Origin of the sequence: Sporosarcina sp. YIM B06819, assembly GCF_033485175.1 — a bacterium.
In the GTDB taxonomy this organism is placed as follows: domain Bacteria; phylum Bacillota; class Bacilli; order Bacillales_A; family Planococcaceae; genus Sporosarcina.
This window is the reverse complement of the sequence record NZ_JAWLIQ010000011.1, coordinates 40,285-65,479: the sequence shown is the minus strand read 5'-3', so window position 1 is coordinate 65,479 and position 25,195 is coordinate 40,285. Positions and strand designations below refer to the sequence as shown.

Genomic DNA, 25,195 nt, shown 5'->3' with positions numbered 1-25,195 from the left:
GATTAAGTATTCTACTTCATTGCTTTACTAGGATGAAGTAAAAGTTGTTACTCGGGAGGAATATGCATGAATGCGGTTATTATAGCAGTACTTGTTATGTTGATATTGAGCTTGATGCGGGTTAACGTAGTATTGGCGCTTGTTGCTGGCTCTATTATAGGTGGGCTCACAGGTGGCTTGTCGTTTGAAGCGACAATCTCTTCATTTACAGAAGGTCTTGGGGCAGGTGCAACAATTGCACTCAGTTATGCATTGCTAGGAGGATTTGCGGTTGCCATTTCAAAAACAGGTATTCCGCAACTACTCGTCTCTGCTATACTACGGATTGTTAAAAAGGATGGAGAAAGTGATCGTGCGGGCCTTGGGAAGGTACTTATCGTACTAATTCTTCTAACGATGGCGATATTTTCACAGAATCTTATTCCTATCCATATTGCTTTTATCCCACTACTCGTACCACCTGTTCTACATATTTTAAATTTGTTGAAGGTGGATCGACGTCTCGTCGCATCAGTATTGACGTTTGGATTGACAGCCCCGTATATATTGCTGCCATATGGCTATGGTTTTATCTTTCAAGAGATTATTGCGATTCAGATGAAGGCAGCTGGTCTAGCAATCGACATGGCTGATATTCCAAAAGCGATGGCACTTCCTGTACTAGGCTTAGTTGTTGGCTTGTTAATTGCAGTATTCTTTTCCTATCGCAAACCTCGGGAATATGAAGATAGGCAAACAGATATGTTCGAAGAAAAGGTGCAAGTTAAGAAAAGAAATATCTATTTCACGATTGCCGCTCTTATCGGAACACTAATCGTCCAAATTCCTACTCAATCAATGGTTGCGGGAGCGGTGACAGGTATTGCGATACTGTATATAACAGGTGCGCTTAAGTGGAAAGAAGCTGATGGATTAATTAATGAAGGTATGCGCATGATGGCGTTCGTCGGATTTGTTATGATTTCGGCCAACGGTTTTGCATCCGTGCTTCAAGCAACAGGTCACATCACAACGCTTGTTGAAAGTGCGAGTGCAATGCTTGGCGATAATAAAGGAATGGCTGCTTTCATTATGTTGCTTGTTGGTTTAATTGTAACGATGGGCATAGGTTCATCATTTGCGACGATTCCGATTATCGCTTCCATCTTTGTTCCACTCAGTATGGAGTTTGGATTTGGTGGCATGGCAATCATCGCACTAATCGGAACTGCTGCTGCACTCGGGGATGCAGGGTCTCCAGCATCCGATTCGACGCTCGGACCAACCGCTGGACTTGGCGTGGATGGACAGCATAATCATATTTGGGATACATGTGTGCCAACGTTCATTCATTACAACATTCCACTCATTATTTTTGGTTGGGCGACAGTAATGATGTTTGGTTAAATGTTACGACTATTAGCGTACCAGTTGCATTTTCTATCGAATAGAATTATAATAATAAAGTTGAGAAAAGAAATTCCACAAAAGACTTGCGGAATTCTTTTTCTTTATGTATAATATTTAATGTTAGTCTTTGACTGCGATGAAGCGAGAGGTTGCCGACACACCAGGCCGCTTTGCCATGGCATGTGTGTGGGAAATTTTCGTGGAGAATGTCTATAACAAAATAGGCGAAAAGGAGGGAAAATAATGGCAAAACAAAAGATTCGTATTCGTTTGAAAGCATATGATCATAGAATTTTGGATCAATCAGCTGAGAAAATTGTAGAAACAGCAAAACGTTCAGGTGCAAGTGTGTCGGGTCCGATTCCACTTCCAACTGAAAGATCTGTTTACACGATTCTTCGTGCGGTGCATAAATACAAAGATTCGCGCGAGCAGTTCGAAATGCGTACACACAAACGTCTTATCGACATCGTTAACCCAACACCACAAACTGTTGACGCGTTAATGAAACTCGACTTACCGTCGGGCGTAGACATTGAAATCAAACTTTAATTGCTACCAAATAAAACTTAAACTAATTCAGGAGGTGTGACAAATGACCAAAGGAATCTTAGGAAGAAAAGTCGGTATGACGCAAGTATTTGCTGAAAACGGCGATCTCATCCCGGTAACAGTGATTGAAGCTGGACAAAACGTTGTTCTTCAAAAGAAGACAAAAGAAACGGACGGCTACGAATCAATCCAAATCGGTTTTGAAGATAAACGAGAAAAGCTAGCTAACAAACCTGAAAAAGGACATGTTGCTAAAGCTGCTACGGCACCTAAGCGCTTCATTCGCGAATTCCGCGAATTAGACGTGAACGGGTACGAAGTTGGTCAGGAAGTCAAAGTTGATACTTTCGCTGAAGGCGATATCGTCGACATTACAGGAACAACAAAAGGTAAAGGATTCCAAGGTGTTGTTAAACGCCACGGTTTCTCACAAGGACCTATGAGCCACGGATCACGTTTCCACCGTGCACCAGGTTCAATCGGATCTGTTGACGCACAACGTGTATTTAAAGGTAAGAAAATGCCTGGACGTATGGGTGGCAAAACAGTAACGATTCAAAATCTTGAAATCGTACGAGTAGACGTAGAACGTAACTTACTACTTGTAAAAGGTAACGTTCCTGGATCACGCAAATCACTTCTACAAGTGCGTAGCGCAATCAAAGGGAACTGACCATTAAAGAAAGGAGGAAATAGGAATGCCTAAAGTATCCGTACTAAACCAGACAGGTTCTTCTGTCGGCGACATCGAACTAAATGATGCGATTTTTGGAATCGTGCCGAACGAAGCTGTCTTATTTGAAGCATTGGTCCAACAGCGTGCGTCATTGCGCCAAGGTAACCATAAAGTAAAAACACGCGCGGAAGTCGCTGGTGGTGGACGTAAACCATGGCGCCAAAAAGGAACAGGTCGTGCTCGTCAAGGGTCAATCCGTTCACCGCAATGGCGTGGAGGCGGTATCGTATTCGGTCCAAATCCAAGAAGCTATAGCTACAAACTACCGAAAAAAGTTCGTAGACTAGCTCTTCTTTCAGCTCTTTCTCAGAAAGTGCGCGAAGAGGACATGATCGTTCTTGAAGGACTAACATTCGATGCACCAAAAACAAAAGAATTCATCAAGGTATTATCTGCTCTTGCAATCGACAAGAAAGCTTTGATCGTAACTGCAGACCTAGATGAAACAGTAGCGTTATCTGCACGTAACATCCCTGGTATCAGTGTTGTAACTGCATCTGGCATTAACGTTCTTGACCTTATCGGACATAACAAACTTGTTATGACGAAAGCGGCAGTTCAAAAAGTAGAGGAGGTGCTTGGTTAATGGAAGCACGTGATATTCTAAAACGTCCGGTCATTACCGAGCGTTCTTCTGAACAAATGGAATTCAAAAAATACACTTTCGAAGTTGACACGCGCGCAAACAAAACACATGTGAAGCAAGCTGTTGAAGAAATCTTTGGAGTGAAGGTCGAAAAAGTCAACGTACAGAACTACAAAGGTAAGTTCAAGCGTATGGGTAAACATGCTGGTTATACTAACAAACGCCGTAAAGCGATTGTAACACTAGCTGCTGACTCAAAAGACATCGAACTTTTTGATATCTAATTTAATCACTTAGACAGTTAATTATACAAAGGAGGGAACACCAATGGCGATTAAGAAATACAAACCTACCTCCAACGGACGTCGTAACATGACTTCTTCTGACTTTGCTGAGATTACTACAGATAAACCAGAAAAATCATTGCTTGCACCGCTTAAACGGAAAGGCGGCCGTAACAATACAGGTAGGACTACTGTTCGTCACCAAGGTGGAGGCCACAAGCGCCAATACCGTATCATCGATTTCCAACGCCGGAAAGATGGTATACCAGGACGCGTTGCTACGATCGAATACGATCCAAACCGTTCTGCGAACATCGCTTTAATTAATTATGTAGACGGGGAGAAACGTTATATCCTCGCACCAAAAGGATTGGAAGTTGGCATGACAGTAATGTCAGGTCCAGATGCGGATATCAAAGTGGGTAACACACTTCCACTTGAAAACATCCCAATGGGTTCAACTATCCATAACATCGAATTAAAACCAGGTAAAGGTGGTCAACTTGTACGTTCAGCAGGTACATCTGCTCAGCTACTAGGCCGCGAAGATAAATACGTTATCGTACGTCTTCAATCTGGAGAAGTTCGCATGATCCTTTCTACATGCCGCGCGACAATTGGTCACGTTGGTAATGAGCAACACGAACTTATTAATATTGGTAAAGCAGGTCGTTCACGTTGGTTAGGCAAACGCCCAGCAGTTCGTGGATCTGTAATGAACCCTAACGATCATCCACACGGTGGTGGTGAAGGACGTACTGGTATTGGTATGAAATCACCAGTTACACCTTGGGGCAAACCGACACTTGGATTCAAGACTCGTAAGAAAAACAACAAGTCTGACAAATTCATTGTTCGTCGTCGTAAAAAATAATGTGAGCGCACTGCGGTTCAATGATTGGACCGTAGTACAAACACGGAGGGAGGTTCCGACATGGGCCGCAGCTTGAAAAAAGGACCTTTTGTAGACGATCACCTTATTAAAAAGGTTGAAGCACAAAAGGATGCCGAGAAAAAACAGGTTATTAAAACTTGGTCACGCCGTTCAACTATCTTCCCGTCGTTCATCGGAATGACGATTGCTGTCTACGACGGACGTAAACACGTACCTGTCTATGTGACTGAAGATATGGTAGGTCATAAACTAGGTGAATTCGCACCTACGCGCACATACAAAGGTCATGGCGCTGACGATAAGAAAACAAGACGTTAATTGAGAGGAGGTTAATCTGATGCAACAAGCAAAAGCTATTGCCCGCACAGTCCGTATTGCTCCTCGTAAAGTCCGTTTAGTCGTTGATCTTATCCGGGGCAAGAAAATCGGTGAAGCTGTCGCGATTCTACGCCTGACGCCGAAAGCGGCCTCTCCGGTAGTAGAAAAAGTATTACACTCAGCGATTGCAAACGCTGAACATAACTACGAAATGAATGTCGAAAACCTAATCATCAGCGAAGTATTCGTAGACGAAGGTCCGACAATGAAACGTTTCCGTCCACGTGCACAGGGACGTGCGAGTGCAATCAACAAACGCACAAGCCACATCACTGTAGTGGTATCAGAAAAAAAGGAGGGGTAATTCGTGGGTCAAAAAGTACATCCTAACGGTTTACGGGTTGGTATCATCCGTGATTGGGAGTCAAAATGGTATGCTGAAAAAGACTATGCGACTCTACTACACGAAGATTTAAAAATCCGTGCTTACATTGAAAAACGTCTTGTAGATGCATCTGTTTCCAAAGTGGAAATTGAACGTGCTGCAAAACGTGTTAACGTTACTATTCACACTGCGAAGCCAGGTATGGTAATTGGTAAAGGTGGTGCCGAGGTAGAAGTACTTCGTAAACAGCTTAACGATATCTCAGGCAAGCGTGTTCACATTAATATCGTAGAAATCAAACGTGCTGATCTTGATGCGAAACTAGTTGCAGAATCAATTGCACGTCAACTAGAAAGTCGTGTATCATTCCGTCGTGCACAAAAACAAGCGATCCAACGTACAATTCGTTCTGGCGCTAAAGGAATCAAAACACAAGTTTCTGGACGTCTTGGCGGTGCTGACATCGCTCGTGCGGAACATTACAGTGAAGGTACTGTCCCTCTCCATACTCTACGTGCAGATATTGATTACGCACACGCAGAAGCTGATACTACTTATGGTAAGCTTGGCGTTAAAGTGTGGATTTATCGTGGAGAAGTCCTTCCAGTGAAGAAGAAGAACTCTGAGGAAGGAGGCAACTAATATGTTAATGCCTAAACGCACTAAATACCGTCGTGTATTCCGTGGTAAAATGCGCGGAGCAACAAAAGGCGGAGCAACAGTTCAGTTTGGTGAATTCGGTATTCAAGCTATGGAATCTGCATGGATCACAAACCGTCAAATTGAAGCTGCACGTATTTCTATGACACGTTATATGAAACGTGGCGGTAAAGTATGGATCAACATATTCCCGCATAAATCATATACGAAAAAGCCTCTTGAAGTCCGGATGGGTTCCGGTAAAGGTGCTGTAGAAGGCTGGGTAGCAGTTGTTAAACCTGGCAGAGTAATGTTTGAAATCGCAGGTGTGTCTGAAGAAGTTGCACGTGAAGCACTTCGCCTCGCATCTCACAAGCTTCCTATCAAATGTAAGTTTGTAAAACGTCAAGAAATTGGTGGTGAATCTAATGAAAGCTAATGAAATCCGTGACTTAACAACTGCAGAGATTGAGCAAAAAGTGAAATCACTGAAAGAAGAGCTTTTCAACCTTCGTTTCCAACTAGCGACAGGTCAATTAGAAAACACTGCGCGCATCCGCGAAGTTCGTAAATCGATCGCGCGCATGAAAACTGTAATACGTCAAAGAGAAATCAGTGCAAATAACTGATGAAGGAGGTTGCAGCCATGACTGAGCGTAACCAACGCAAAGTATATACAGGCCGTGTAGTATCCGACAAAATGGATAAAACAGTTACTGTAATGATCGAAACGCAAAAGAAACACGGCTTATACGGCAAACGTGTAAAGTATTCTAAGAAATTCAAGGCCCATGATGAATTGAATGAAGCGAAAATCGGTGATGTTGTTCGTATTATGGAAACTCGTCCATTATCAGCAACAAAACGTTTCCGCGTTCTAGAAATCGTCGAAAAAGCGGTCATTATCTAATAACGTTCGGAGATCAAAATCCGGGAGGAGGTAGCCTCAATGATTCAACAGGAAAGTCGTATGAAAGTCGCTGACAACTCAGGCGCTCGTGAAGTACTTACAATTAAGGTTTTAGGTGGTTCAGGCCGTAAAGTAGCAAACATTGGTGATGTAGTCGTGGTTACGGTTAAAAAAGCAACACCAGGTGGCGTTGTTAAAAAAGGTGAAGTTGTAAAAGCTGTTATCGTTCGTACGAAAAGCGGTGTACGTCGTAAAGATGGTTCATACATTACGTTTGATGAAAACGCATGTGTTATCATCCGCGACGACAAGAGCCCACGTGGAACTCGTATTTTCGGACCAGTTGCTCGCGAACTGCGCGACAGTAACTTCATGAAAATCATTTCCCTAGCTCCAGAAGTTCTTTAATCCACATGACAGTGCCAATCAAGGAGGTGCGACAGAATGCATGTTAAAAAAGGCGATAAAGTTATGGTGATCACTGGTAAAGACAAAGGTAAAACTGGTGTGATCCTAGCAGCTTTCCCTAAAAAAGATCGCGTACTTGTTGAAGGTATTAATATCGTTAAAAAACACACGAAACCTAACCAAGAAAATCCTCAAGGCGGAATCATTAGCCAAGAGGCAGCGATTCACGTATCAAACGTCATGGTAATCGATCCTAAGACAGGCGAGCCAACTCGCGTAGGACATAAGATTGAAAATGGCAAAAAAGTTCGTGTTGCTAAAAAATCCGGTGAACTACTGGACAAATAAGTAACGGATGAAAGGAGGTCCAACAGATGAGCCGTCTAAAAGAAAAGTTCAAAAGTGAAGTTACACCTGCTCTTATGAGCAAGTTCGAATATACATCAGTAATGCAAGTACCAAAAGTGGACAAGATCGTTATCAACATGGGTGTTGGTGATGCTGTTCAAAACACGAAAGCACTTGACGCAGCGGTAGAAGATTTAACAATTATTGCTGGTCAAAAACCGGTCATCACAAAAGCGAAGAAATCAATCGCGGGATTCCGTCTCCGTGAAGGCATGCCTATCGGAACGAAAGTTACACTACGCGGTGAGCGTATGTATGAGTTCCTTGATAAGCTAATCTCGGTTTCGTTACCTCGTGTACGTGACTTCCGTGGTGTTTCCAAGAAAGCATTCGATGGTCGCGGAAACTATACGCTCGGCGTAAAAGAGCAACTTATTTTCCCGGAAATTGACTACGATAAAGTTTCTAAAATACGCGGTATGGATATCGTCATCGTTACAACTGCAAACTCCGACGAAGAAGCACGTGAGTTATTAACGCAGTTCGGCATGCCGTTCCAAAAGTAAATAAGAGGGAGGCGTAAACGTGGCTAAAAAATCAATGATCGCAAAACAACAACGTACACCGAAGCACCCAGTGCAGGCATACACACGCTGCGAGCGTTGTGGTCGTCCGCATTCTGTATATCGTAAATTCAAGCTTTGCCGTATTTGTTTCCGCGAACTAGCGTACAAGGGACAAATTCCAGGCGTTAAAAAAGCCAGCTGGTAAACCCGGCAATTTGGGAAGGAGGTAAATGGAATGACAATGAGTGATCCGATCGCAGATATGCTTACACGCATCCGTAACGCCAACATGGTTCGTCACGAGAAGCTTGAAGTACCTGCTTCAAATATGAAAAAAGAAATTGCAGAGATCTTGAAACGTGAAGGTTTCGTCCGCGAAGTTGAATTCGTAGAGGATAGCAAACAAGGTATCATCCGCATTTTCCTTAAATATGGTCAAAACAATGAGCGTGTTATCACAGGTCTTAAACGTATTTCTAAACCTGGTCTTCGTGTATATGCAAAAACAAACGAAGTGCCTAAAGTTTTGAATGGTCTTGGTATCGCCCTCGTTTCAACATCACATGGTGTCCTTACTGATAAGGAAGCACGTGCTAAACAAGTAGGCGGAGAAGTAGTAGCTTACGTCTGGTAATTCGTAACAAATGAATGGAGGTGCAATTGAATGTCCCGTATTGGCAAAAAGCCGATTGAGGTACCTGCTGACGTAACAGTAACCATCGCTGATGGTAACTTCGTTACAGTTAAAGGACCAAAAGGCGAACTTACAAACACATTTAACGCGGATCTTAAAATCGAGCAAGAAGGTAACGTGATCACAGTTATCCGTCCTTCTGAATCTAAAGAACACCGTTCTATTCATGGAACGACTCGTTCATTAGTCGATAATATGGTGACGGGCGTTTCTAAAGGTTTTGAAAAAACACTTGAACTAGTTGGGGTAGGTTACCGTGCTTCACTTCAAGGTACAAAACTTGTATTGAACGTTGGTTACTCACATCCGGTTGAGTTCACACCGGAAGCAGGAATTGAAGTTGAAGTTCCTGCAAACACTAAGATCATCGTACGCGGTATCAACAAAGAACGCGTAGGTGCTCTTGCATCGAACATCCGACAAGTACGTCCACCAGAGCCGTATAAAGGCAAAGGGATTCGCTACGAAGGCGAAGTCGTACGTCGTAAAGAAGGTAAAACAGGTAAATAATGCCGCTTAAGGCATCCCGGAAGGAGTGACCACGATGATCACGAAACAAGATAAAAACGCTACTCGTAAAAAGCGTCATGTACGCGTACGTACGAAAATAAGCGGGACTGCAGCTCGTCCACGTCTAAACGTTTTCCGTTCGAACAAGCATATTTATGCTCAATTGATCGATGATGTAAATGCCGTAACGATTGCGAGTGCTTCTACAATGGACAAAGACTTCGGTTCTGATTCCAAAGGAGACACTGCAGCAGCGGCTAAAGTCGGCGAGATGATCGCAAAGAAAGCTGTTGAAAAGGACGTCAAGGCGGTAGTTTTCGACCGTGGCGGTTACCTATTTCACGGCCGTGTGAAAGCTCTTGCGGACGCAGCACGTGAAAACGGTCTGGAATTTTAATTAAGAAGGAGGGACACATTTCATGCGTCGTAATGATCAGAAACAAAGTGAATTCGAAGAACGCGTAGTTACGATTAACCGCGTAGCGAAAGTTGTAAAAGGTGGACGTCGTTTCCGCTTTACAGCTCTTGTCGTTGTCGGAGATAAAAATGGCCGTGTAGGTTTCGGTACTGGTAAAGCACAAGAAGTTCCGGATGCAATCCGTAAAGCTATCGAAGATGCGAAGAAGAATTTGATCGTTGTACCAATGGTCAAAGGAACGACTCCGCACCAAGTACTTGGACATTTTGGAGCAGGAAAGATTCTTATCAAACCTGCGTCACCTGGTACGGGAGTTATCGCTGGTGGACCTGTCCGTGCGGTACTTGAACTTGCAGGTATCACGGATATTCTTTCTAAATCCCTTGGTTCAAGCACACCAATTAACATGGTTCGTGCAACAATCGAAGGATTGACGAATTTGAAACGCGCTGAAGATGTAGCTAAATTGCGCGGCAAATCCGTAGAAGAACTGTTAGGTTAAGGGGGGAAACACAATGGCGAACAAACTTGAAATCACCCTTACAAAAAGCGTAATCGGTTCAAAGCCAGCACAACGTAAAACTGTTGAAGCGCTTGGACTACGTAAATTAAACCAAATGGTAGAACACCAAGATAATGTTGCGATTCGCGGCATGATCAACAAAGTGGACCACCTAGTTACAGTTAAGGAACAATAATACCGATCTTTTGAATAAGGAGGTGCCAATTAAATGAAATTACACGATATGAAACCAGCTGATGGTGCTCGTAAAAAACGTAAACGTGTTGGACGCGGAACAGGTTCTGGTCACGGTAAGACTTCTGGTAGAGGTCATGACGGTCAAAACTCCCGTTCAGGCGGTGGGGTACGTCTTGGATTCGAGGGTGGACAAATTCCACTTTTCCAACGTCTTCCTAAACGTGGATTTACGAACATTAACCGTAAGGAATATGCAATCGTAAACCTTGATACACTTAATCGTTTCGATGCAGGAACGGAAGTAACTCCTGAGCTACTACTTGAATCAGGCATCGTGAGCAACGCAAAATCCGGAATTAAGATTCTTGGAAACGGAACTCTTGATAAAAAGATCACTGTCAAAGCTCACAAATTCTCTGCTTCTGCTGTTGAAGCAATCGAGAAAGCGGGCGGGCAAACCGAGGTGGTTTAATGTTCCAGACAATCTCCAACTTTATGCGCGTTAGAGATATACGGTCTAAAATCATTTACACATTGCTTGTGCTCATCGTTTATAGACTAGGTACATTTATCCCAGTTCCAAACGTTGATGCAACTGCTCTTCAACAATCTGATAACAATCTTATCGGTTTAATGAATGTCTTTGGCGGGGGTGCCCTTGCCAACTTCTCCATCTTAACGATGGGAATTATGCCATACATTACGGCATCCATTATCGTGCAATTATTGCAGATGGATGTTGTTCCGAAATTTACTGAATGGGCGAAACAAGGTGACGTTGGAAGACGGAAACTTGCTCAGTTCACTAGGTATTTCACAATAATCCTAGCATTTATCCAGGCAATTGCCATGTCGTTCGGCTTTAATAAGATGTACGACGGCACGCTGATAACTAGCAAAGGTGTTTCGACATATGTGGTCATTGCGATCGTACTGACGGCAGGAACTGCATTTCTTCTTTGGCTCGGTGAACAGATTACGGCAAAAGGTGTTGGAAATGGTATTTCCATTATTATCTTCGCCGGAATTGTCGCAGCGATCCCGAATGCAGTCAACCAACTTTACGCAACTCAGATCCAAGATGCTGGCGACCTATTGTTTATTAGAATAGCAATAATGCTGCTGTTACTTCTTGTGGTCATTGCAATAACTGTTGGAATTATCTACGTGCAAGAAGCACTACGGAAAATTCCGATCCAATATGCGAAGCGTGTCTCTGGCCGTGGTCCTTCGACTGCTGGACAACAGACGCATTTACCATTGAAACTTAATGCTGCAGGGGTTATTCCGGTAATCTTTGCGTCAGCATTTTTCATGACACCGCAATCAATAGCTGCTTTCTTTGGAACAAATAACGTAACGACAACGATTACAAAAGTATTTGATTATACTCAACCAATTGGTATGGTCTTTTATCTAGCGTTAATCATTGCGTTCACATATTTCTATGCGTTCATACAAGTGAATCCAGAAAATATTGCGGACAATCTTAAAAAGCAAGGTGCTTATATCCCGGGCATTCGTCCAGGACAAAACACACAAAGTTACTTAACGAAAACTTTGTATCGATTGACATTTGTTGGAGCGATTTTCCTTTCTACAGTTGCAATCATGCCAGTATTCTTTATCAAATTCGCAAACCTTCCACAGTCTGCGCAAATTGGAGGAACAAGTTTAATCATCGTCGTCGGGGTTGCCCTTGAAACGATGAAGCAACTTGAATCACAACTAGTGAAAAGGCATTACAAAGGATTCATGAAATAAGGGTTAGTAAGAATCTATTCTTTCTAACTGACATGTGAAAATGGGAGGGCAAGACGTATGAATATCGTATTAATGGGTCTGCCAGGAGCCGGTAAAGGTACACAGGCAGATAAAATTGTCGAAAAGTACGAAACCCCTCATATTTCTACAGGCGATATGTTCCGTGCTGCGATTCAAGAAGGCACGGAACTTGGAGTCAAAGCAAAATCGTTCATGGATCAAGGCGCTCTTGTTCCTGATGAAGTAACAATTGGCATTGTGCGTGAACGATTAAGCAAATCCGATTGTGATAATGGTTTTCTTCTCGATGGATTCCCACGTACAGTTCCTCAAGCGGAAGCGCTTGATGGGTTGCTGTCTGATATGGGACGAAAAATTGAGCATGTTCTCAATATCCAAGTCGAGAAGGAAGAACTTATCGCTCGGCTAACTGGCCGACGTATTTGTAAAGTTTGTGGATCTTCTTATCATCTTCTATTTAACCCACCAAAGGTTGAAGGGAAATGTAATAAAGATGGTGGCGAACTTTATCAGCGTGCGGATGACAATCCCGAAACTGTAACAAACCGTCTGGAAGTAAATATGAACCAAACGGCACCGCTATTGGCGTATTATGATGCCAAAGGCGTGTTGGCAAACATTGATGGACAACAGGACATCGATGATGTTTTTAAAGATCTGGACGCTCTTCTTCAAAAAAGCGGACAGTAAGCTTTTTCAAAAGTAGATATTTTTTGGTCAATTTTGGTCATACTAATATAAACGGAGTGAAAGAGTATTTCAACGAGCTGCAAAAGCATATGATGCCCGGTATAAGAACTAGTCGGAGTTCTGCGGGCGTATGTTCTTAATCATAATAAGTGTATTTTCCTGTTGAAGTAGGTATAATCATTTAGTGGTAAAGAACTTTATAACGCAACTAGGAACTCATCCACGGCAATCTGGACAGTCGTGTCCATTCCGACGCGATTTTCCATAACAAGAGGTCGGGGACTGACTAAAGGGAAACGAAATGTGACAGACGTCTTTCGAACATCACTCGTGCAATCCAGACATATGTTGAAGAAAGCTTTAAAGGCGACTGATGCCGCTCGATGGTGAGAACCTTTATTGGATATAGAAGGGAGACAGGATTGATGGCGAAGGACGATGTAATTGAAGTTGAAGGAACCGTAGTCGAAACGTTGCCAAACGCGATGTTTAAAGTAGAGCTGGAAAACGGCCATACAATTCTTGCGCATGTATCTGGCAAAATTCGTATGCACTTTATCCGCATCCTGCCTGGCGATAAAGTGACAATGGAACTTTCGCCTTATGATTTAACACGTGGTCGTATCACATACCGTTTTAAATAAACTTTTGCACTCCGGAATATTGAAGGAGGTTGGGTAAGATGAAAGTAAGACCATCTGTAAAACCGATCTGTGAAAAATGCAAAATTATTCGCAGACGCGGCCGGGTAATGGTAATCTGTGAAAATCCGAAACATAAACAAAGACAAGGCTAATTCAGAAGGAGGTGCACAATCTATATGGCACGTATTGCTGGTGTAGACGTTCCGCGCGATAAGCGCGTCGTAATTTCATTAACTTACATTTACGGAATCGGAAAAACAACTGCTATGAAGATTTTGGCAGCAGCTGGAGTATCTGAAGAAGCACGCGTACGCGATCTTACTGATGCTGAGCTTGATAAAATTCGTGAGGAAATTGACGGATTGAAAGTTGAAGGGGATCTTCGTCGTGAAACTTCACTTAACATCAAACGCTTGATGGAAATCGGTAGCTTCCGTGGTATCCGTCATCGTCGTGGCTTGCCTGTTCGCGGACAAAACACGAAAAACAACGCACGTACTCGTAAAGGTCCTAAACGGACAGTTGCAAACAAGAAAAAATAATAGGTAAAGGAGGTATCTTCTTAACATGGCACGTAAACAACAAACTCGTAAACGTCGCGTGAAAAAGAATATTGAATCCGGTATTGCACATATCCGTTCGACGTTTAACAATACAATCGTTACAATTACTGACATGCAAGGGAACGCATTATCTTGGTCAAGTGCTGGTGCACTAGGCTTCAGAGGTTCTCGTAAATCGACACCATTTGCTGCACAAATGGCTGCTGAAACAGCTGCCAAAACTGCTATGGAGCACGGTTTAAAAACGTTGGAAGTTACTGTTAAAGGTCCAGGTGCTGGACGTGAAGCAGCAATTCGTTCACTACAAGCTGCTGGCCTTGAAGTTACTGCAATCAGAGATGTTACACCGGTTCCGCACAACGGATGCCGCCCGCCAAAACGCCGTCGTGTATAATGGCTTGTAGTCCATTTGATTGAGAAACACAATTTTTGTCAAAAATGATTGTGCGATTGCAAATTGCCGTCTGTGAAAATCGATTTCAATATGGAACGGCCTATACATTCGACGTTTAAAGGAGGGTAAATAAATGATCGAAATTGAGAAACCAAAGATTGAAACTGTTATGATCAGCGAAAATTCCAAGTTTGGTAAGTTTATCATCGAACCACTTGAGCGTGGATATGGAAATACGTTGGGTAACTCCCTGCGCCGTACTCTACTAAGCTCATTGCCTGGGGCTGCTGTAACGTCTATCCAAATCGACGGTGTACTCCACGAATTCTCTACAATTGAAGGTGTCGTCGAAGACGTCGCTACGATTATTTTGAACGTGAAGAAACTAGCTCTCAAAGTCTATTCAGACGAAGAGAAAGTGATTGAGATAGATGTGAAAGGTGAAGGTACAATTACGGCTGCTGACATTACACATGATAGCGACGTAGAAGTATTGAATCCTGAACTTCAGATTGCAACACTTGGAAAAAATGGACACTTACGCATGCGGATGTATGCTGTACGCGGTCGAGGCTATGCGCCTTCTGTTCAGAACAAACGTGAGGATCTCGCAATTGGCGTTATTCCGATCGACTCTATTTACACTCCAGTTTCACGCGTTAACTTCCAAGTAGAAAATACTCGTGTTGGTCAAATGACGAACTTCGATAAGTTAACACTTGACGTTTGGACAGATGGTAGTATCGGTCCGAAAGAAGCAGTTGCGTTAGGAGCAAAAATTCTTACAGAGCATTTAAATATATTTGTCGGCATGACTGACGAAGCACAAACTGCTGAAATCATGGTGGAAAAAGAGGAAGATCAAAAAGAGAAAGTACTTGAGATGACCATTGAGGAACTCGACCTTTCTGTTAGATCTTACAACTGCCTGAAACGTGCAGGCATCAATACTGTTCTTGAGCTTGCTAGCAAGTCTGAAGACGAAATGATGAAAGTGCGTAATCTCGGCCGTAAATCACTTGAAGAAGTGAAAGCGAAATTGGACGAGCTTAACCTTGAGTTACGCTTAGAAGATTGAGCAAATTTATAGATTGAAGGAGGGAAACTTCTAATGGGATACAGAAAACTTGGACGTACAAGTTCACAACGTAAAGCGATGCTTCGCGACTTAGCGACAGACCTAATCGTACATGAGCGTATTCAAACGACTGAAGCACGCGCGAAAGAATTGCGTTCTGTAGTTGAGAAGATGATTACGCTTGGTAAACGTGGAGACTTGCACGCACGTCGTCAAGTTGCACAATTCATCCGTCGCGAACTAGTTTCAGTAACGGACGAAGAAGGCAAGGAGACAGAAATCTTTGCCATCCAAAAACTTTTTGATAATGTTGCTCCACGCTACGCTGAGCGTCAAGGTGGATACACACGTATCATGAAAATGGGACCTCGTCGCGGTGACGGTGCACCTGTCGTCGTAATCGAACTAGTCTAATTTTCGAAAAAAGGGGTGTGGCTGTGCGCAAGCCGGACATGCCCTTTTTCAATACATCTTTAAGATTTATACGACAAATTTAAAAGCTGAGTGTTACGATCCGCGATAATGCATTATCGTCTGGTCTAGCTCTACGTACCTCATCCGCGATACTGGATTGAGCACCCGGTATTAGTTATAGATATGAGCGCATTTCTTCGGATGAGGTGCGCGCTTTTTTTTATTCTAAAATAAGTGTTTTGATATGATTGAAGGGGATTCCTTGGCATGTTGCAAGGGATCCTTCGTAGTATACATAAGAAGTAAATGTAGCCGGAGGTGTTAGGCGATGAAGGAAATCTTGTCGATAGATCATGTGAGCTATTCTTATCCATCCGAGGATGGGGAGGTCAAGAAGGCAATTGATGATGTATCGTTCACGGTGCAAGATGGTGAATGGATTGCGATTGTGGGTCATAATGGGTCGGGCAAGTCGACACTTGCAAAATTAATGATTGGACTATTGTTCCCAGATGAAGGGAATGTCAATGTGTTTATCGAAAAGCTGACGGAAGAGAATATTTGGGAGATTCGATCTCAAATGGGGATTGTTTTTCAGAATCCGGATAATCAGTTTGTTGGTTCGACAGTTCAAGATGATGTAGCGTTTGCATTAGAGAATAATGGGGTTCCTTTTGAGGAAATGAAGATTCGGGTGCATGAATCACTTGCGCAGGTGAAGATGAGTGATTTCCTTGATCAGGAGCCGCACCATCTATCAGGCGGACAGAAGCAGCGCGTCGCAATTGCGGGGGCATTGGCACTTCAGCCAAGGCTGTTGATTATGGATGAAGCGACTTCTATGCTTGATCCGCAAGGGCGTGATGAAGTTATTCGGATTGTGGAGGAATTGAAGCACAAGACGGGTCTTACAGTGATTTCAATTACACATGATTTGGAAGAGGCGTTACTGGCAGATCGTATGATTGTGATGAACAAAGGCAAGGTGCTGACGGTTGGAGCGCCTGAGCAAATATTTGCTCGGGGGGATGAGCTAGAGGCGATTGGCTTGGACTTACCATTTGCTTTGAAAGTATCTAACTTATTACGAGATTGTGGAATGCGGCTTGATGGTGAGCATATGACAGAAGAAGAGTTGGTGAATGAATTATGGACATCTCACTTCAGCAAGTAGGCTATTTGTATGGTAAGGATACGCCTTTTGAGAAGAGAGCTTTGCAGAATGTGGAGGCCACGATCCGTTCCGGCTCTTATTCAGCGATTATTGGGCATACGGGTTCAGGGAAATCGACATTACTAATGCATTTGAACGGTTTACTTAAGCCTACGGAAGGTATCGTGCAGATTGGGGATACGAAGATTTCTGCGGGCACCAAGGCGAAAGGTCTGAAAGATGTACGAAGGCATGTTGGGATTGTCTTTCAATTTCCTGAGCATCAGCTGTTTGAGGAAACCGTAGAAAAAGATATTATGTTCGGACCGATGAACTTTGGTGTACCGGAGGAAGAGGCGCGGAGGCGAGCCCATGAATTGATAGAGCTTCTTGGATTACCACCAGAGGTTGCCCAGAAGTCACCTTTTGATTTGTCAGGTGGTCAGATGCGTCGTGTGGCCATTGCAGGTGTATTGGCATTTAAACCATCTGTATTAGTCTTGGACGAACCAACTGCGGGACTTGATCCAAAAGGGCGACAAGAAATCATGGAGCTGTTCCATCGTTTACATATTGAGGAGCAACTGACGATGATTCTTGTGACACATAGTATGGAGGATGCTGCACGCTATGCGGATAATATTATTGTCATGCATAACGGACGTTCTGTGCTAGCTGGAACGCCGCAGGAAGTGTTTGGTGACGAAGAGAAGCTAAAGTCCTTCAGGCTTGGCTTACCACGTTCTGTGAAGTTCCAGCGTGATATTGAGAAGATGATTGGTCGTCCGCTTCAAACACTGGCATTAACGGAAGAGCAGCTTGCGCAAGCAATTGTACAAGCTACGCAGGAAGAAGGTGGCCGTTAATGTTGGAGAAGATGATTTTCGGTCGCTTCATACCAGGAACATCGTTTGTTCATAAGCTGGACCCGCGTTCGAAACTTTCTTTTGTTTTTTTGTTTATCATTACAGTATTTTTGGCGAATAATACGTTGACGTATGGTTTGTTATTAGGATTTACGTTACTTGTTATTTTCAGTTCGCGAATTCGTTTATATTTCTTGATCAACGGATTAAAGCCGATTCTGTTCTTGATTATTTTTACGTTTCTCATGCATATCTTTTTCACAAAAGAAGGTGCACTGCTGCTGGATTGGAAGTTTATTAAAATCTACGAAGAAGGCTTGCGGCAAGGGATTTTCATTTCCGTTCGTTTCCTTGTTCTCGTATTAATGACGTCCGTGCTAACATTGACGACTTCTCCGATTTCAATTACGGATGGACTTGAGGATTTACTGGGTCCGTTTAAACGCTTTAAGTTACCCGTTCATGAGTTGGCGCTGATGATGTCGATTTCTTTACGCTTCATCCCCACGTTGATGGATGAGACCGATAAGATTTTGAAAGCACAGCTAGCAAGGGGCTCAGATATTAGTACGGGCTCTATTAAGCAACGTATTCAGGCGGTGATTCCATTGCTTGTTCCATTATTCGTGAGTGCATTCAAGCGTGCGGAAGACCTAGCAGTCGCTATGGAGGTCCGTGGCTACCGCGGTGGCGAGGGAAGAACGAGGTATCGGCAATTGAAGTGGCATTGGCGCGATACATTGATCATGGGTTTGTTTGTTATCCTCGTTGTCGTCCTCTTGCTAGCGAGAGGTTAGGAGGTGGATACATATGAAACGCATAAAAGCTGTTGTTTCTTATGATGGAACAAACTTTGCGGGGTATCAGTCTCAACCGGGTATGCGCACCGTACAATCGGAAATTGATAAGGCATTGGTGAAAATTCATAAAACCATACCTGTCCACTCGGTGGCAAGTGGGCGGACAGATGCTGGCGTTCATGCCAATGGACAGGTGATTCATTTTGATACAACACTTGGTCTTCCGTTAGATCGTTGGCAGATGGCATTAAATGTTTTATTGCCTACGGATATAAGAATTGTTGGTGCTGAATATGTCGATGAGGATTTTCATGCGCGCTATTCAGCGAAGGGTAAAACGTATAGCTACCGCTGGTCTTATAGTGAAGTGCATAGCCCTTTTGATCGTAATTATTCGGTCCACCTTGGTCATTTGCGTCCTGATGTGGAACGCATGCAAGAGGCGGCGTACCATTTGATTGGCACGCATGATTTTACGAGTTTTTGTTCAGCCAAAACGGCTACGTCCAATAAAGTTCGTACAGTTAGGAAGCTGACTTGTGAAAGGCAAGGCGACTATCTCGTCATGACGATTGAAGGCGATGGATTCTTGTATAATATGGTGCGGACCATTGCAGGAATGCTGTTGGCGGTTGGTCGGGGCTGGAATAGTCCAGAAGACGTCAAGCGCATTCTCGAGTTGCGCGATCGTAATGAGGCCGGCAAAACTGCACCAGCACACGGTTTGTATTTGGAAAATGTGACCTACGGAGACTAGGGCAACTTTTCCTGGTGTTTTTCAGAAAGTCGCTTGACTTATTGTGGGATTCAGTATAAGATGGGTAATGGTATTTCAATAACCCCACAAACAAGCCCCGGAAGGTTAATTGTGTTTAGGGATAGAGAAAACGGAACAATTGATATTCATTTTAGGAGGATAAAAACATGCGTACAACATTCATGGCTAAAGGTCACGAAGTAGAGCGTAAATGGCTCGTTGTCGACGCTGAAGGGCAGACGCTTGGTCGTCTTGCTTCTGAAGTTGCATCACTTTTGCGCGGCAAACATAAACCTACGTTCACACCACACGTTGACACAGGTGATCACGTGATCATCATCAATGCAGAGAAAATCGAACTAACAGGTAACAAATTGAAAGACAAATTGTATCACCGTCACTCGGGTTACACTGGTAGCCTTAAAACACGTACAGCGCTAGAAATGCGCACGAACTACCCAACAAAAATGCTTGAATTGGCTATCAAAGGAATGCTTCCAAAAGGTCCTCTAGGTCGTCAAACATTCAAGAAATTGAACGTATACGCAGGAGCGGAACATCCGCACGCGGCACAAAAACCGGAAGCTTACGAGCTTCGCGGATAATTAAGAGGAGGAAACACCTTTGGCACAAGTACAATATCTCGGCACAGGCCGTCGTAAAAGTTCAGTAGCTCGTGTACGTTTGGTTCCTGGTGATGGTCAAATTATCATCAACAACCGCGACGCAGAAGACTACGTTCCATTTGAAACACTTCGTGAAATCATTAAGCAACCACTAGTAGCAACAGAAACTCTTGGAAGCTACGATATCCTTGTAAACGTCCACGGTGGCGGATACACAGGACAAGCAGGTGCAATTCGCCACGGCGTTGCACGTGCACTTCTAAACGTAGATCCTGATTTCCGTCCAACGTTGAAATCAGCAGGACTACTTACGCGTGATGCAAGAATGAAAGAGCGTAAAAAACCAGGTCTTAAAGGCGCACGTCGTGCACCACAGTTCTCAAAACGTTAATTTTTCAAATCAAAACCCTTTTCCATTCGTGGAAGAGGGTTTTTTTGTCGGCTAGAAATGATGAAATTCAGATATGTGGATAACTATTCGAACAACTTATGTTATCCACATATCAGCTTGACCCATTGTTAGGCATTAATTATAATTGGTTATAATAAGTTATGTTTAGTTATATCTAATGATAACGAGGGAGGTTTTTGATTGAGTAAAAAGTTTTGGAATTGTCTTGTCTGCTTAGGCTTACTATTGATTACGGCAGGATGCTCGGCTGGTGAGTCGGAGGAGCAAGTAGAAGTGATGATCTCGGCAGCTGCGAGTTTGACGGACGCATTAACGGATATGAAAGCTTCTTTTGAAAGTGAGCATGATAATATTACGCTGACATTCAACTTTGGAAGCTCGGGTAAATTGGTGCAACAGATTGAGCAGGGAGCGCCTTCGGATATATTTTTATCTGCTAGTAAAAAGGATATGGATACGTTAGAAGAAGGCAAACTACTGTTGGAAGGAACGCGTGTAGATTTTACGGCCAATGAATTGGTGCTAATTACAAATAAAGACGAATTATTAACTGTAGATTCATTTGAAGATATTGATCCGTCAACGATTGCGCATTTTGCAATTGGAGAGCCTGAAGGTGTACCAGTTGGACGTTATACAAAAGAAGTATTAGAGAATATTGGCTTATGGGACCCGTTGCAGGATAAAATGGTGTTAGGCTCTGATGTGCGCCAAGTATTGACGCATGTGGAAATGGGCAATGCAGATTTAGGTGTTGTTTACTCCAGTGATGCAAAAATTTCGGACAAAGTAAAAGTGTTGGCCGTAGCTAGTGCTGAATGGCATGGACCAATTGTTTATCCTGGTGCGGTTGTTTCAGAAACTAAACATCCTGAAGAAGCGAAAGCGTTTTTGGCTTACTTAACGAGTGATAAAGGAAAAGAAATTTTGAAGAAATATGGTTTTAAGTAAGTAGGGGGAATCGTCGTGTCTACCACTGATTACACACCATTGATGTTATCGTTAAAAATAGCGGGGATCTCTACTGTTATTGTGTTCATCACAGGTGTGTTTTTTGCTCATCTATTGTCTAGAAAACAATTCTTTGGAAAAAGTGTGATTGAATCACTGTTTTTATTGCCATTGGTGTTACCTCCAACAGTTGTTGGTTTCGGTTTACTTATTCTCTTTGGTAAAAAAGGCTGGATAGGTAGCCTGCTAATCGAGTGGTTTGATGTTCAGATTGTGTTTACATGGATTGGTGCGGTGATTGCGTCAGTAGTCGTCTCATTTCCGCTAATGTATCAAAGTGCTAGTGCGGCATTTGGTAGTTTGGATAGTCGGATGCAAAATGCAGCTCGGACGATGGGGGCTTCGGAGTGGAAGGTGTTTAGAACGATTACCTTTCCGCTCGCCTGGCCAGGGTTGCTAGCGGGTTTGGTATTATCGTTTGCACGTGGTCTGGGTGAATTTGGTGCGACACTGATGTTAGCAGGCTATATTCCGGGCAAGACAGATACGATTCCGATGGCCATCTACTTTGCGGTAGAGTCAGGGCAAATGGAGAAGGCTACTTTCTGGGTCGTCATTATCGTAGCACTCGGCTTTAGTACGATTATGTGGCTCAATTGGTGGAGTAGGCGCAATATGGAGCGGTATAAGAATGGACATACATAAGAGGATGATTAGATGTTAGACGTACGAATTAAGAAAGCATTGGCGCATTTTACAGTGGATGTTCATTTGAGGGTTGAGGATGAAATTGTTGTTCTAGTGGGACCTTCGGGGTCGGGGAAAACGACAATTTTGAATGTCATTGCAGGGCTTGATAATCCAGATGAGGGTTTGGTTACATTAAATGAGCAAGTGTATTTTCAAGGGAAAGGTCAATCACTGTCGCCACAAAAAAGAAATGTCGGTTACCTATTTCAAGATTATGCACTATTTCCGCATATGACAGTGGAAAAGAATATTGGCTATGGTGTAAAAAATAAAATGGCGCTGTCGCGCAGTGACCAATTGATGAATGTATTAGGGATTGGACATTTGGTAAAAAAATATCCCCACCAGATTTCCGGTGGGGAAAAGCAACGCGTTGCGTTGGCTCGTGCCTTGGCGACAGAGCCGTCTGTTTTACTGTTAGATGAGCCGTTATCTGCTTTGGATCGCGAAACGCGTATCGAGTGTCAGGATGAGCTGCTGAGGCTCCATGAGATGTGGAAAATCCCATTCATTATTGTGACGCATGATATGGAGGAAGCTGAAAAGCTCGGTGACACCATTTTCTTTTTAGAACGAGGGTTGATTCGCGATACTAAGGTGTTTCATAAATGATTTGCCCCGTTCGCGATAAATCGTAACCACCTATGGCTCCAAGTTCGTTTTGGAAGGCATCTGAATGTACGATATCTTGCAGTAGCTCGATGAATTCTGCATTTTGTGCAGTCTTCATGATGACTAAATCATAATGCTCTTTCATAATGGGAATGAAGTCGACGTCGACAAGACGGGCGGCTTTTTCAATTCCTACGCCTACATCGGCTTGACCGCTAACTACTTTGCTAGCAACTCCGATATGACTCGATTCTTCTATATCGTAGCCTTCGACATCATAAGGTGAAATGCCTGATAGCCGTAAATGTTCGTCAATCAAAACCCTTGCACCCGACCCTTTTTCTCGGTTCACCATTGTGATTCCCGGAGTTATAAAATCAGCCCAAGTTTGAATGTTTTTAGGGTTGCCTTTTTGGACATAAAACCCTTCCCAGCGCGATAGAAGATTGATGACGATGTAGGAGTGCCCTACTAAAATTCTTCGGATATAGGGGAGGTTATAGGCGCCGGTGTCCCCGTCGTATAAGTGCGTGCTGACGACATCAGCTTTCCCTTGATACATAGCTACTAAGCTATTCAAGCTACCAGCGTAGGAGCGAAGCGGACGGATAGTTGTTGATTTTTTCTCAATGTAATTGGCTAAAATGTCTAAGCTAATATCCTGACCGCTAATAATGATTTGTCTAGTGGAAGTGGCTACTGGTTTAGGACCCTCTGAATGAACTGCTGTGACCCGTGTCTCCGATTTGACAGGAGTTTTACCACCTTTAGCCTGGTCTTTATAAGTCTCTAGGTCATGGGCGTCGACTCGTATCTGGCGACCGACACGGTAAGAGGGTAGGACGCCTTTTTTGATCAAATCATAGACCGTTAGTTTGGATACTTTTAAAATATGGGCAATTTCTTCAGTTGTGTAGGAAATGGTATCTGTCATGTTTCACCCTCCTTGAAAGAGTCTTGTCCCGTTAGTATAGCAAAGCGTTTAGGTATCGCCTAATTGAGTATCGTTTTGTCGTAGAAAAAAGGAGCCTATGGTAAAGTAAGAAGGAGAAAAAGTTTGGAGGCGTTGGATGATGAAAGAAATTACGACGACTGAATTACAGCAATTAGTAGAGCAAGGACAACAACTTAACTTGGTAGACGTACGCGAGTCGGATGAGGTAGCGCAAGGGGTGATTCCGGGTGCCATCCATATTCCTTTAGGAGAAGTACCAGAGCGCTTGGATGAGTTAGACAAAGCGAAATCTTATATCATGATTTGTCGCTCAGGCGGACGTAGTGGACGTGCAACAGCGTTTTTGGATGCAGAAGGCTATGATGTCACGAATATGGTGGGCGGCATGCTGGAATGGGCAGGCGCAACTGAATAATAATGATTATGACAAGGACCTCTCGGGATTCTTTTTTATTTCATTGAACGTGCTTACTTGTATAATTTCTGTAAAGGGCACAGAAATTATACAAACCGAACCCTTCGTTGTTCGGCTTGCTGCCACAATTCGAAGGGCGCGAATGGTGTCAGTAACTGGACACCGAAAATGGGACATAACTTTGTGTATCACTGCGTATAGTGAAGGAAAAAGGCGGTGTCCATATGAAACGATGGGTTGTCATTGGTTTACTTTTTGTTTGTTCGCTAGGAGTCGTCTTGTACGGTGTAAAGGCGTCGGATCGGAACTTTTTCATGCCAGAAGAGCTGAGTGGTGTGAAAATCGTCGTGGATCCCGGCCACGGAGGCTTAGACGGTGGGGCTTCTTCGGGCGAAGTGGTAGAACGTGATATTACGCTGAGCATTGCGCATGAGTTGAAGAAACGGCTCGAAAAGAAAGGTGCTACCGTCATCATGACGAGGATGAAGGACGGCGACGCGCTGGCGGAGCATGCGCCTGAAGAAACGTTTAGGACGATACGTGACCGGAAAATGGCTGATTTAAAGCTGAGAGAAAACATTGCGATTGATGAAAACCCGGATATGTTCATTAGTGTTCATGTCAATGCCATTCCACAAGAAAAATGGCGTGGGTCGCAAGTGTTTTATCATCCAGAAGGCAATGCGGGCGGCAAGTTGCTTGCGGAATCGATACAAGAGTCTTTTCGGGGGAATTTGAAAAATACGGAACGCGTAGCAATGGCTATTAAAGGCGTTTATCTATTAAAGAAAGTCCCGATGCCTTCCGTGCTTGTTGAAACGGGCTTTATTTCAAACCCAGAGGAACGAGCGCTGCTAACGGACCCGGGTTATCAACATAAGGTGGCGGATGCCATTTTGGAAGGGATTATTAACTTTCATCTAGCAGAAGAACAGTGAGGCATTTATTGGTTTTTCCAAAGAGGGATTATGGTATACTTGGAGGTGAATGAA

42 protein-coding genes are annotated in these 25,195 nt (G+C 43.5%); 41 read left to right on the top strand and 1 reads right to left on the bottom strand.

Annotated elements, in window-relative coordinates; genetic code table 11:
• Positions 1-66 precede the first annotated feature (66 nt).
• The 39 genes from R2B72_RS09035 (at position 67) to R2B72_RS08845 (ending at position 22,833) form a co-directional block, all read left to right on the top strand.
• Positions 67-1,386 carry a Na+/H+ antiporter family protein gene (locus R2B72_RS09035; RefSeq protein ID WP_318616148.1) on the top strand — a complete coding sequence of 440 codons (1,320 nt, stop codon included), beginning with the start codon at positions 67-69 and terminating at the stop codon, positions 1,384-1,386.
• A gap of 246 nt (positions 1,387-1,632) precedes the next feature.
• Positions 1,633-1,941, top strand: coding sequence for a 30S ribosomal protein S10 (rpsJ, locus tag R2B72_RS09030; RefSeq protein WP_042478628.1), 309 nt, complete (start codon positions 1,633-1,635; stop codon positions 1,939-1,941).
• Between the two features lie 43 nt (positions 1,942-1,984).
• The gene (rplC, locus tag R2B72_RS09025) at positions 1,985-2,614 is read left to right on the top strand and encodes a 50S ribosomal protein L3 (RefSeq protein ID WP_318616147.1); all 630 of its coding nucleotides are present in this window, start codon (positions 1,985-1,987) and stop codon (positions 2,612-2,614) included.
• Between the two features lie 25 nt (positions 2,615-2,639).
• Positions 2,640-3,263 carry a 50S ribosomal protein L4 gene (gene rplD, locus R2B72_RS09020; protein WP_318616146.1) on the top strand — a complete coding sequence of 208 codons (624 nt, stop codon included), beginning with the start codon at positions 2,640-2,642 and terminating at the stop codon, positions 3,261-3,263.
• Positions 3,263-3,547: a 50S ribosomal protein L23 gene (gene rplW / locus R2B72_RS09015; protein WP_318616144.1), complete on the top strand. Its 285-nt coding sequence runs from the start codon at positions 3,263-3,265 to the stop codon at positions 3,545-3,547. Before rplD ends, rplW begins: the two co-directional genes overlap by 1 nt.
• A 43-nt stretch (positions 3,548-3,590) precedes the next feature.
• Complete coding sequence (gene rplB, locus R2B72_RS09010) at positions 3,591-4,421, top strand: 50S ribosomal protein L2 (RefSeq protein WP_318616143.1); 831 nt, start codon at positions 3,591-3,593, stop codon at positions 4,419-4,421.
• 60 nt (positions 4,422-4,481) lie between these two features.
• Positions 4,482-4,760 (top strand): 30S ribosomal protein S19, encoded by a 279-nt coding sequence (rpsS, locus tag R2B72_RS09005; protein ID WP_318616141.1) that lies wholly within the window; start codon positions 4,482-4,484, stop codon positions 4,758-4,760.
• A gap of 19 nt (positions 4,761-4,779) precedes the next feature.
• Positions 4,780-5,124 (top strand): 50S ribosomal protein L22, encoded by a 345-nt coding sequence (gene rplV / locus R2B72_RS09000; protein ID WP_318616139.1) that lies wholly within the window; start codon positions 4,780-4,782, stop codon positions 5,122-5,124.
• Positions 5,125-5,127: 3 nt separating this feature from the next.
• A complete protein-coding gene (gene rpsC, locus R2B72_RS08995) occupies positions 5,128-5,787 on the top strand; it encodes a 30S ribosomal protein S3 (RefSeq protein ID WP_318616138.1) in 660 nt (219 codons plus the stop codon).
• Between the two features lies 1 nt (position 5,788).
• Entirely contained in the window at positions 5,789-6,223 is a 435-nt protein-coding gene (rplP, locus tag R2B72_RS08990) for a 50S ribosomal protein L16 (RefSeq protein WP_318616136.1), read from the top strand.
• Positions 6,213-6,413 carry a 50S ribosomal protein L29 gene (rpmC, locus tag R2B72_RS08985; protein WP_025783856.1) on the top strand — a complete coding sequence of 67 codons (201 nt, stop codon included), beginning with the start codon at positions 6,213-6,215 and terminating at the stop codon, positions 6,411-6,413. Before rplP ends, rpmC begins: the two co-directional genes overlap by 11 nt.
• A gap of 17 nt (positions 6,414-6,430) precedes the next feature.
• On the top strand, positions 6,431-6,694 hold the full coding sequence (gene rpsQ / locus R2B72_RS08980; protein WP_318616135.1) for a 30S ribosomal protein S17: 264 nt from the start codon (positions 6,431-6,433) through the stop codon (positions 6,692-6,694).
• Between the two features lie 39 nt (positions 6,695-6,733).
• Positions 6,734-7,102: a 50S ribosomal protein L14 gene (rplN, locus tag R2B72_RS08975; RefSeq protein ID WP_067204773.1), complete on the top strand. Its 369-nt coding sequence runs from the start codon at positions 6,734-6,736 to the stop codon at positions 7,100-7,102.
• A gap of 36 nt (positions 7,103-7,138) precedes the next feature.
• Positions 7,139-7,450, top strand: coding sequence for a 50S ribosomal protein L24 (gene rplX / locus R2B72_RS08970; protein WP_318616134.1), 312 nt, complete (start codon positions 7,139-7,141; stop codon positions 7,448-7,450).
• 26 nt (positions 7,451-7,476) lie between these two features.
• Complete coding sequence (rplE, locus tag R2B72_RS08965) at positions 7,477-8,016, top strand: 50S ribosomal protein L5 (RefSeq protein WP_203247883.1); 540 nt, start codon at positions 7,477-7,479, stop codon at positions 8,014-8,016.
• A 19-nt stretch (positions 8,017-8,035) separates the two neighbouring features.
• Positions 8,036-8,221, top strand: a complete 186-nt coding sequence (locus tag R2B72_RS08960; RefSeq protein ID WP_203247884.1) for a type Z 30S ribosomal protein S14 — start codon at positions 8,036-8,038, stop codon at positions 8,219-8,221.
• A 30-nt stretch (positions 8,222-8,251) separates the two neighbouring features.
• A complete protein-coding gene (gene rpsH / locus R2B72_RS08955) occupies positions 8,252-8,650 on the top strand; it encodes a 30S ribosomal protein S8 (RefSeq protein WP_203247885.1) in 399 nt (132 codons plus the stop codon).
• Positions 8,651-8,680: 30 nt separating this feature from the next.
• The gene (gene rplF / locus R2B72_RS08950; protein ID WP_318616133.1) at positions 8,681-9,220 is read left to right on the top strand and encodes a 50S ribosomal protein L6; all 540 of its coding nucleotides are present in this window, start codon (positions 8,681-8,683) and stop codon (positions 9,218-9,220) included.
• 34 nt (positions 9,221-9,254) lie between these two features.
• Positions 9,255-9,617 carry a 50S ribosomal protein L18 gene (gene rplR / locus R2B72_RS08945; RefSeq protein ID WP_318616131.1) on the top strand — a complete coding sequence of 121 codons (363 nt, stop codon included), beginning with the start codon at positions 9,255-9,257 and terminating at the stop codon, positions 9,615-9,617.
• Positions 9,618-9,639: 22 nt separating this feature from the next.
• Positions 9,640-10,140: a 30S ribosomal protein S5 gene (gene rpsE, locus R2B72_RS08940; RefSeq protein WP_318616130.1), complete on the top strand. Its 501-nt coding sequence runs from the start codon at positions 9,640-9,642 to the stop codon at positions 10,138-10,140.
• Between the two features lie 13 nt (positions 10,141-10,153).
• Positions 10,154-10,336: a 50S ribosomal protein L30 gene (gene rpmD / locus R2B72_RS08935; protein ID WP_318616129.1), complete on the top strand. Its 183-nt coding sequence runs from the start codon at positions 10,154-10,156 to the stop codon at positions 10,334-10,336.
• Positions 10,337-10,369: 33 nt separating this feature from the next.
• A complete protein-coding gene (gene rplO / locus R2B72_RS08930) occupies positions 10,370-10,810 on the top strand; it encodes a 50S ribosomal protein L15 (protein WP_318616128.1) in 441 nt (146 codons plus the stop codon).
• Positions 10,810-12,102, top strand: coding sequence for a preprotein translocase subunit SecY (gene secY / locus R2B72_RS08925; protein WP_318616127.1), 1,293 nt, complete (start codon positions 10,810-10,812; stop codon positions 12,100-12,102). The genes rplO and secY overlap by 1 nt, the downstream gene beginning before the upstream one ends.
• A 57-nt stretch (positions 12,103-12,159) precedes the next feature.
• Entirely contained in the window at positions 12,160-12,813 is a 654-nt protein-coding gene (locus R2B72_RS08920; RefSeq protein ID WP_318616126.1) for an adenylate kinase, read from the top strand.
• A 425-nt stretch (positions 12,814-13,238) separates the two neighbouring features.
• Positions 13,239-13,457 carry a translation initiation factor IF-1 gene (infA, locus tag R2B72_RS08915; RefSeq protein ID WP_060203457.1) on the top strand — a complete coding sequence of 73 codons (219 nt, stop codon included), beginning with the start codon at positions 13,239-13,241 and terminating at the stop codon, positions 13,455-13,457.
• Positions 13,458-13,495: 38 nt separating this feature from the next.
• Positions 13,496-13,609 carry a 50S ribosomal protein L36 gene (rpmJ, locus tag R2B72_RS08910; RefSeq protein ID WP_084212378.1) on the top strand — a complete coding sequence of 38 codons (114 nt, stop codon included), beginning with the start codon at positions 13,496-13,498 and terminating at the stop codon, positions 13,607-13,609.
• Positions 13,610-13,633: 24 nt separating this feature from the next.
• The gene (rpsM, locus tag R2B72_RS08905; protein WP_318616125.1) at positions 13,634-13,999 is read left to right on the top strand and encodes a 30S ribosomal protein S13; all 366 of its coding nucleotides are present in this window, start codon (positions 13,634-13,636) and stop codon (positions 13,997-13,999) included.
• Between the two features lie 25 nt (positions 14,000-14,024).
• A complete protein-coding gene (gene rpsK, locus R2B72_RS08900) occupies positions 14,025-14,414 on the top strand; it encodes a 30S ribosomal protein S11 (RefSeq protein WP_318616124.1) in 390 nt (129 codons plus the stop codon).
• Between the two features lie 133 nt (positions 14,415-14,547).
• Positions 14,548-15,492: a DNA-directed RNA polymerase subunit alpha gene (locus R2B72_RS08895; protein ID WP_318616123.1), complete on the top strand. Its 945-nt coding sequence runs from the start codon at positions 14,548-14,550 to the stop codon at positions 15,490-15,492.
• Positions 15,493-15,525: 33 nt separating this feature from the next.
• Entirely contained in the window at positions 15,526-15,906 is a 381-nt protein-coding gene (rplQ, locus tag R2B72_RS08890; protein ID WP_203247895.1) for a 50S ribosomal protein L17, read from the top strand.
• A gap of 328 nt (positions 15,907-16,234) precedes the next feature.
• Positions 16,235-17,080, top strand: coding sequence for an energy-coupling factor ABC transporter ATP-binding protein (locus R2B72_RS08885; protein WP_318616122.1), 846 nt, complete (start codon positions 16,235-16,237; stop codon positions 17,078-17,080).
• Positions 17,056-17,925, top strand: coding sequence for an energy-coupling factor ABC transporter ATP-binding protein (locus R2B72_RS08880; RefSeq protein WP_318616120.1), 870 nt, complete (start codon positions 17,056-17,058; stop codon positions 17,923-17,925). The genes R2B72_RS08885 and R2B72_RS08880 overlap by 25 nt, the downstream gene beginning before the upstream one ends.
• On the top strand, positions 17,925-18,722 hold the full coding sequence (locus R2B72_RS08875; RefSeq protein WP_318616119.1) for an energy-coupling factor transporter transmembrane component T: 798 nt from the start codon (positions 17,925-17,927) through the stop codon (positions 18,720-18,722). Before R2B72_RS08880 ends, R2B72_RS08875 begins: the two co-directional genes overlap by 1 nt.
• Before the next feature lie 13 nt (positions 18,723-18,735).
• A complete protein-coding gene (gene truA, locus R2B72_RS08870; protein WP_318616118.1) occupies positions 18,736-19,482 on the top strand; it encodes a tRNA pseudouridine(38-40) synthase TruA in 747 nt (248 codons plus the stop codon).
• A 167-nt stretch (positions 19,483-19,649) separates the two neighbouring features.
• Complete coding sequence (gene rplM, locus R2B72_RS08865; protein ID WP_318616117.1) at positions 19,650-20,087, top strand: 50S ribosomal protein L13; 438 nt, start codon at positions 19,650-19,652, stop codon at positions 20,085-20,087.
• 19 nt (positions 20,088-20,106) lie between these two features.
• Complete coding sequence (gene rpsI / locus R2B72_RS08860) at positions 20,107-20,499, top strand: 30S ribosomal protein S9 (protein ID WP_318616116.1); 393 nt, start codon at positions 20,107-20,109, stop codon at positions 20,497-20,499.
• 201 nt (positions 20,500-20,700) lie between these two features.
• On the top strand, positions 20,701-21,471 hold the full coding sequence (modA, locus tag R2B72_RS08855) for a molybdate ABC transporter substrate-binding protein (RefSeq protein ID WP_412177813.1): 771 nt from the start codon (positions 20,701-20,703) through the stop codon (positions 21,469-21,471).
• A gap of 42 nt (positions 21,472-21,513) precedes the next feature.
• On the top strand, positions 21,514-22,176 hold the full coding sequence (gene modB, locus R2B72_RS08850) for a molybdate ABC transporter permease subunit (RefSeq protein WP_318616245.1): 663 nt from the start codon (positions 21,514-21,516) through the stop codon (positions 22,174-22,176).
• Positions 22,177-22,188: 12 nt separating this feature from the next.
• Positions 22,189-22,833, top strand: coding sequence for an ABC transporter ATP-binding protein (locus tag R2B72_RS08845; protein WP_318616115.1), 645 nt, complete (start codon positions 22,189-22,191; stop codon positions 22,831-22,833).
• Here the strand turns inward: R2B72_RS08845 and R2B72_RS08840 are convergent.
• A complete protein-coding gene (locus R2B72_RS08840; RefSeq protein WP_318616114.1) occupies positions 22,814-23,767 on the bottom strand; it encodes a helix-turn-helix transcriptional regulator in 954 nt (317 codons plus the stop codon). The two genes, R2B72_RS08845 and R2B72_RS08840, sit on opposite strands and share 20 nt — an antisense overlap.
• A 139-nt stretch (positions 23,768-23,906) precedes the next feature.
• Between R2B72_RS08840 and R2B72_RS08835 the strand changes: the two genes are divergently transcribed.
• Both R2B72_RS08835 and R2B72_RS08830 read left to right on the top strand, forming a co-directional pair.
• The gene (locus R2B72_RS08835) at positions 23,907-24,203 is read left to right on the top strand and encodes a rhodanese-like domain-containing protein (protein ID WP_318616244.1); all 297 of its coding nucleotides are present in this window, start codon (positions 23,907-23,909) and stop codon (positions 24,201-24,203) included.
• A 224-nt stretch (positions 24,204-24,427) separates the two neighbouring features.
• Positions 24,428-25,141 (top strand): N-acetylmuramoyl-L-alanine amidase, encoded by a 714-nt coding sequence (locus tag R2B72_RS08830; RefSeq protein WP_318616113.1) that lies wholly within the window; start codon positions 24,428-24,430, stop codon positions 25,139-25,141.
• Positions 25,142-25,195 lie beyond the last annotated feature (54 nt).

Excerpts from the sequence above, each read along its gene's own strand:
- R2B72_RS09035 (WP_318616148.1), top strand. The coding sequence starts at position 67 with ATGAATGCGGTTATTATAGCAGTACTTGTTATGTTGATATTGAGCTTG.
- rpsJ (WP_042478628.1), top strand. The coding sequence starts at position 1,633 with ATGGCAAAACAAAAGATTCGTATTCGTTTGAAAGCATATGATCATAGA.
- rplC (WP_318616147.1), top strand. The coding sequence starts at position 1,985 with ATGACCAAAGGAATCTTAGGAAGAAAAGTCGGTATGACGCAAGTATTT.
- rplD (WP_318616146.1), top strand. The coding sequence starts at position 2,640 with ATGCCTAAAGTATCCGTACTAAACCAGACAGGTTCTTCTGTCGGCGAC.
- rplW (WP_318616144.1), top strand. The coding sequence starts at position 3,263 with ATGGAAGCACGTGATATTCTAAAACGTCCGGTCATTACCGAGCGTTCT.
- rplB (WP_318616143.1), top strand. The coding sequence starts at position 3,591 with ATGGCGATTAAGAAATACAAACCTACCTCCAACGGACGTCGTAACATG.
- rpsS (WP_318616141.1), top strand. The coding sequence starts at position 4,482 with ATGGGCCGCAGCTTGAAAAAAGGACCTTTTGTAGACGATCACCTTATT.
- rplV (WP_318616139.1), top strand. The coding sequence starts at position 4,780 with ATGCAACAAGCAAAAGCTATTGCCCGCACAGTCCGTATTGCTCCTCGT.
- rplP (WP_318616136.1), top strand. The coding sequence starts at position 5,789 with ATGTTAATGCCTAAACGCACTAAATACCGTCGTGTATTCCGTGGTAAA.
- rpmC (WP_025783856.1), top strand. The coding sequence starts at position 6,213 with ATGAAAGCTAATGAAATCCGTGACTTAACAACTGCAGAGATTGAGCAA.
- rpsQ (WP_318616135.1), top strand. The coding sequence starts at position 6,431 with ATGACTGAGCGTAACCAACGCAAAGTATATACAGGCCGTGTAGTATCC.
- rplN (WP_067204773.1), top strand. The coding sequence starts at position 6,734 with ATGATTCAACAGGAAAGTCGTATGAAAGTCGCTGACAACTCAGGCGCT.
- rplX (WP_318616134.1), top strand. The coding sequence starts at position 7,139 with ATGCATGTTAAAAAAGGCGATAAAGTTATGGTGATCACTGGTAAAGAC.
- rplE (WP_203247883.1), top strand. The coding sequence starts at position 7,477 with ATGAGCCGTCTAAAAGAAAAGTTCAAAAGTGAAGTTACACCTGCTCTT.
- rpsH (WP_203247885.1), top strand. The coding sequence starts at position 8,252 with ATGACAATGAGTGATCCGATCGCAGATATGCTTACACGCATCCGTAAC.
- rplF (WP_318616133.1), top strand. The coding sequence starts at position 8,681 with ATGTCCCGTATTGGCAAAAAGCCGATTGAGGTACCTGCTGACGTAACA.
- rplR (WP_318616131.1), top strand. The coding sequence starts at position 9,255 with ATGATCACGAAACAAGATAAAAACGCTACTCGTAAAAAGCGTCATGTA.
- rpsE (WP_318616130.1), top strand. The coding sequence starts at position 9,640 with ATGCGTCGTAATGATCAGAAACAAAGTGAATTCGAAGAACGCGTAGTT.
- rpmD (WP_318616129.1), top strand. The coding sequence starts at position 10,154 with ATGGCGAACAAACTTGAAATCACCCTTACAAAAAGCGTAATCGGTTCA.
- rplO (WP_318616128.1), top strand. The coding sequence starts at position 10,370 with ATGAAATTACACGATATGAAACCAGCTGATGGTGCTCGTAAAAAACGT.
- secY (WP_318616127.1), top strand. The coding sequence starts at position 10,810 with ATGTTCCAGACAATCTCCAACTTTATGCGCGTTAGAGATATACGGTCT.
- R2B72_RS08920 (WP_318616126.1), top strand. The coding sequence starts at position 12,160 with ATGAATATCGTATTAATGGGTCTGCCAGGAGCCGGTAAAGGTACACAG.
- infA (WP_060203457.1), top strand. The coding sequence starts at position 13,239 with ATGGCGAAGGACGATGTAATTGAAGTTGAAGGAACCGTAGTCGAAACG.
- rpmJ (WP_084212378.1), top strand. The coding sequence starts at position 13,496 with ATGAAAGTAAGACCATCTGTAAAACCGATCTGTGAAAAATGCAAAATT.
- rpsM (WP_318616125.1), top strand. The coding sequence starts at position 13,634 with ATGGCACGTATTGCTGGTGTAGACGTTCCGCGCGATAAGCGCGTCGTA.
- rpsK (WP_318616124.1), top strand. The coding sequence starts at position 14,025 with ATGGCACGTAAACAACAAACTCGTAAACGTCGCGTGAAAAAGAATATT.
- R2B72_RS08895 (WP_318616123.1), top strand. The coding sequence starts at position 14,548 with ATGATCGAAATTGAGAAACCAAAGATTGAAACTGTTATGATCAGCGAA.
- rplQ (WP_203247895.1), top strand. The coding sequence starts at position 15,526 with ATGGGATACAGAAAACTTGGACGTACAAGTTCACAACGTAAAGCGATG.
- R2B72_RS08885 (WP_318616122.1), top strand. The coding sequence starts at position 16,235 with ATGAAGGAAATCTTGTCGATAGATCATGTGAGCTATTCTTATCCATCC.
- R2B72_RS08880 (WP_318616120.1), top strand. The coding sequence starts at position 17,056 with ATGGACATCTCACTTCAGCAAGTAGGCTATTTGTATGGTAAGGATACG.
- R2B72_RS08875 (WP_318616119.1), top strand. The coding sequence starts at position 17,925 with ATGTTGGAGAAGATGATTTTCGGTCGCTTCATACCAGGAACATCGTTT.
- truA (WP_318616118.1), top strand. The coding sequence starts at position 18,736 with ATGAAACGCATAAAAGCTGTTGTTTCTTATGATGGAACAAACTTTGCG.
- rplM (WP_318616117.1), top strand. The coding sequence starts at position 19,650 with ATGCGTACAACATTCATGGCTAAAGGTCACGAAGTAGAGCGTAAATGG.
- modB (WP_318616245.1), top strand. The coding sequence starts at position 21,514 with ATGTTATCGTTAAAAATAGCGGGGATCTCTACTGTTATTGTGTTCATC.
- R2B72_RS08845 (WP_318616115.1), top strand. The coding sequence starts at position 22,189 with ATGTTAGACGTACGAATTAAGAAAGCATTGGCGCATTTTACAGTGGAT.
- R2B72_RS08840 (WP_318616114.1), bottom strand. The coding sequence starts at position 23,767 with ATGACAGATACCATTTCCTACACAACTGAAGAAATTGCCCATATTTTA.
- R2B72_RS08835 (WP_318616244.1), top strand. The coding sequence starts at position 23,907 with ATGAAAGAAATTACGACGACTGAATTACAGCAATTAGTAGAGCAAGGA.
- R2B72_RS08830 (WP_318616113.1), top strand. The coding sequence starts at position 24,428 with ATGAAACGATGGGTTGTCATTGGTTTACTTTTTGTTTGTTCGCTAGGA.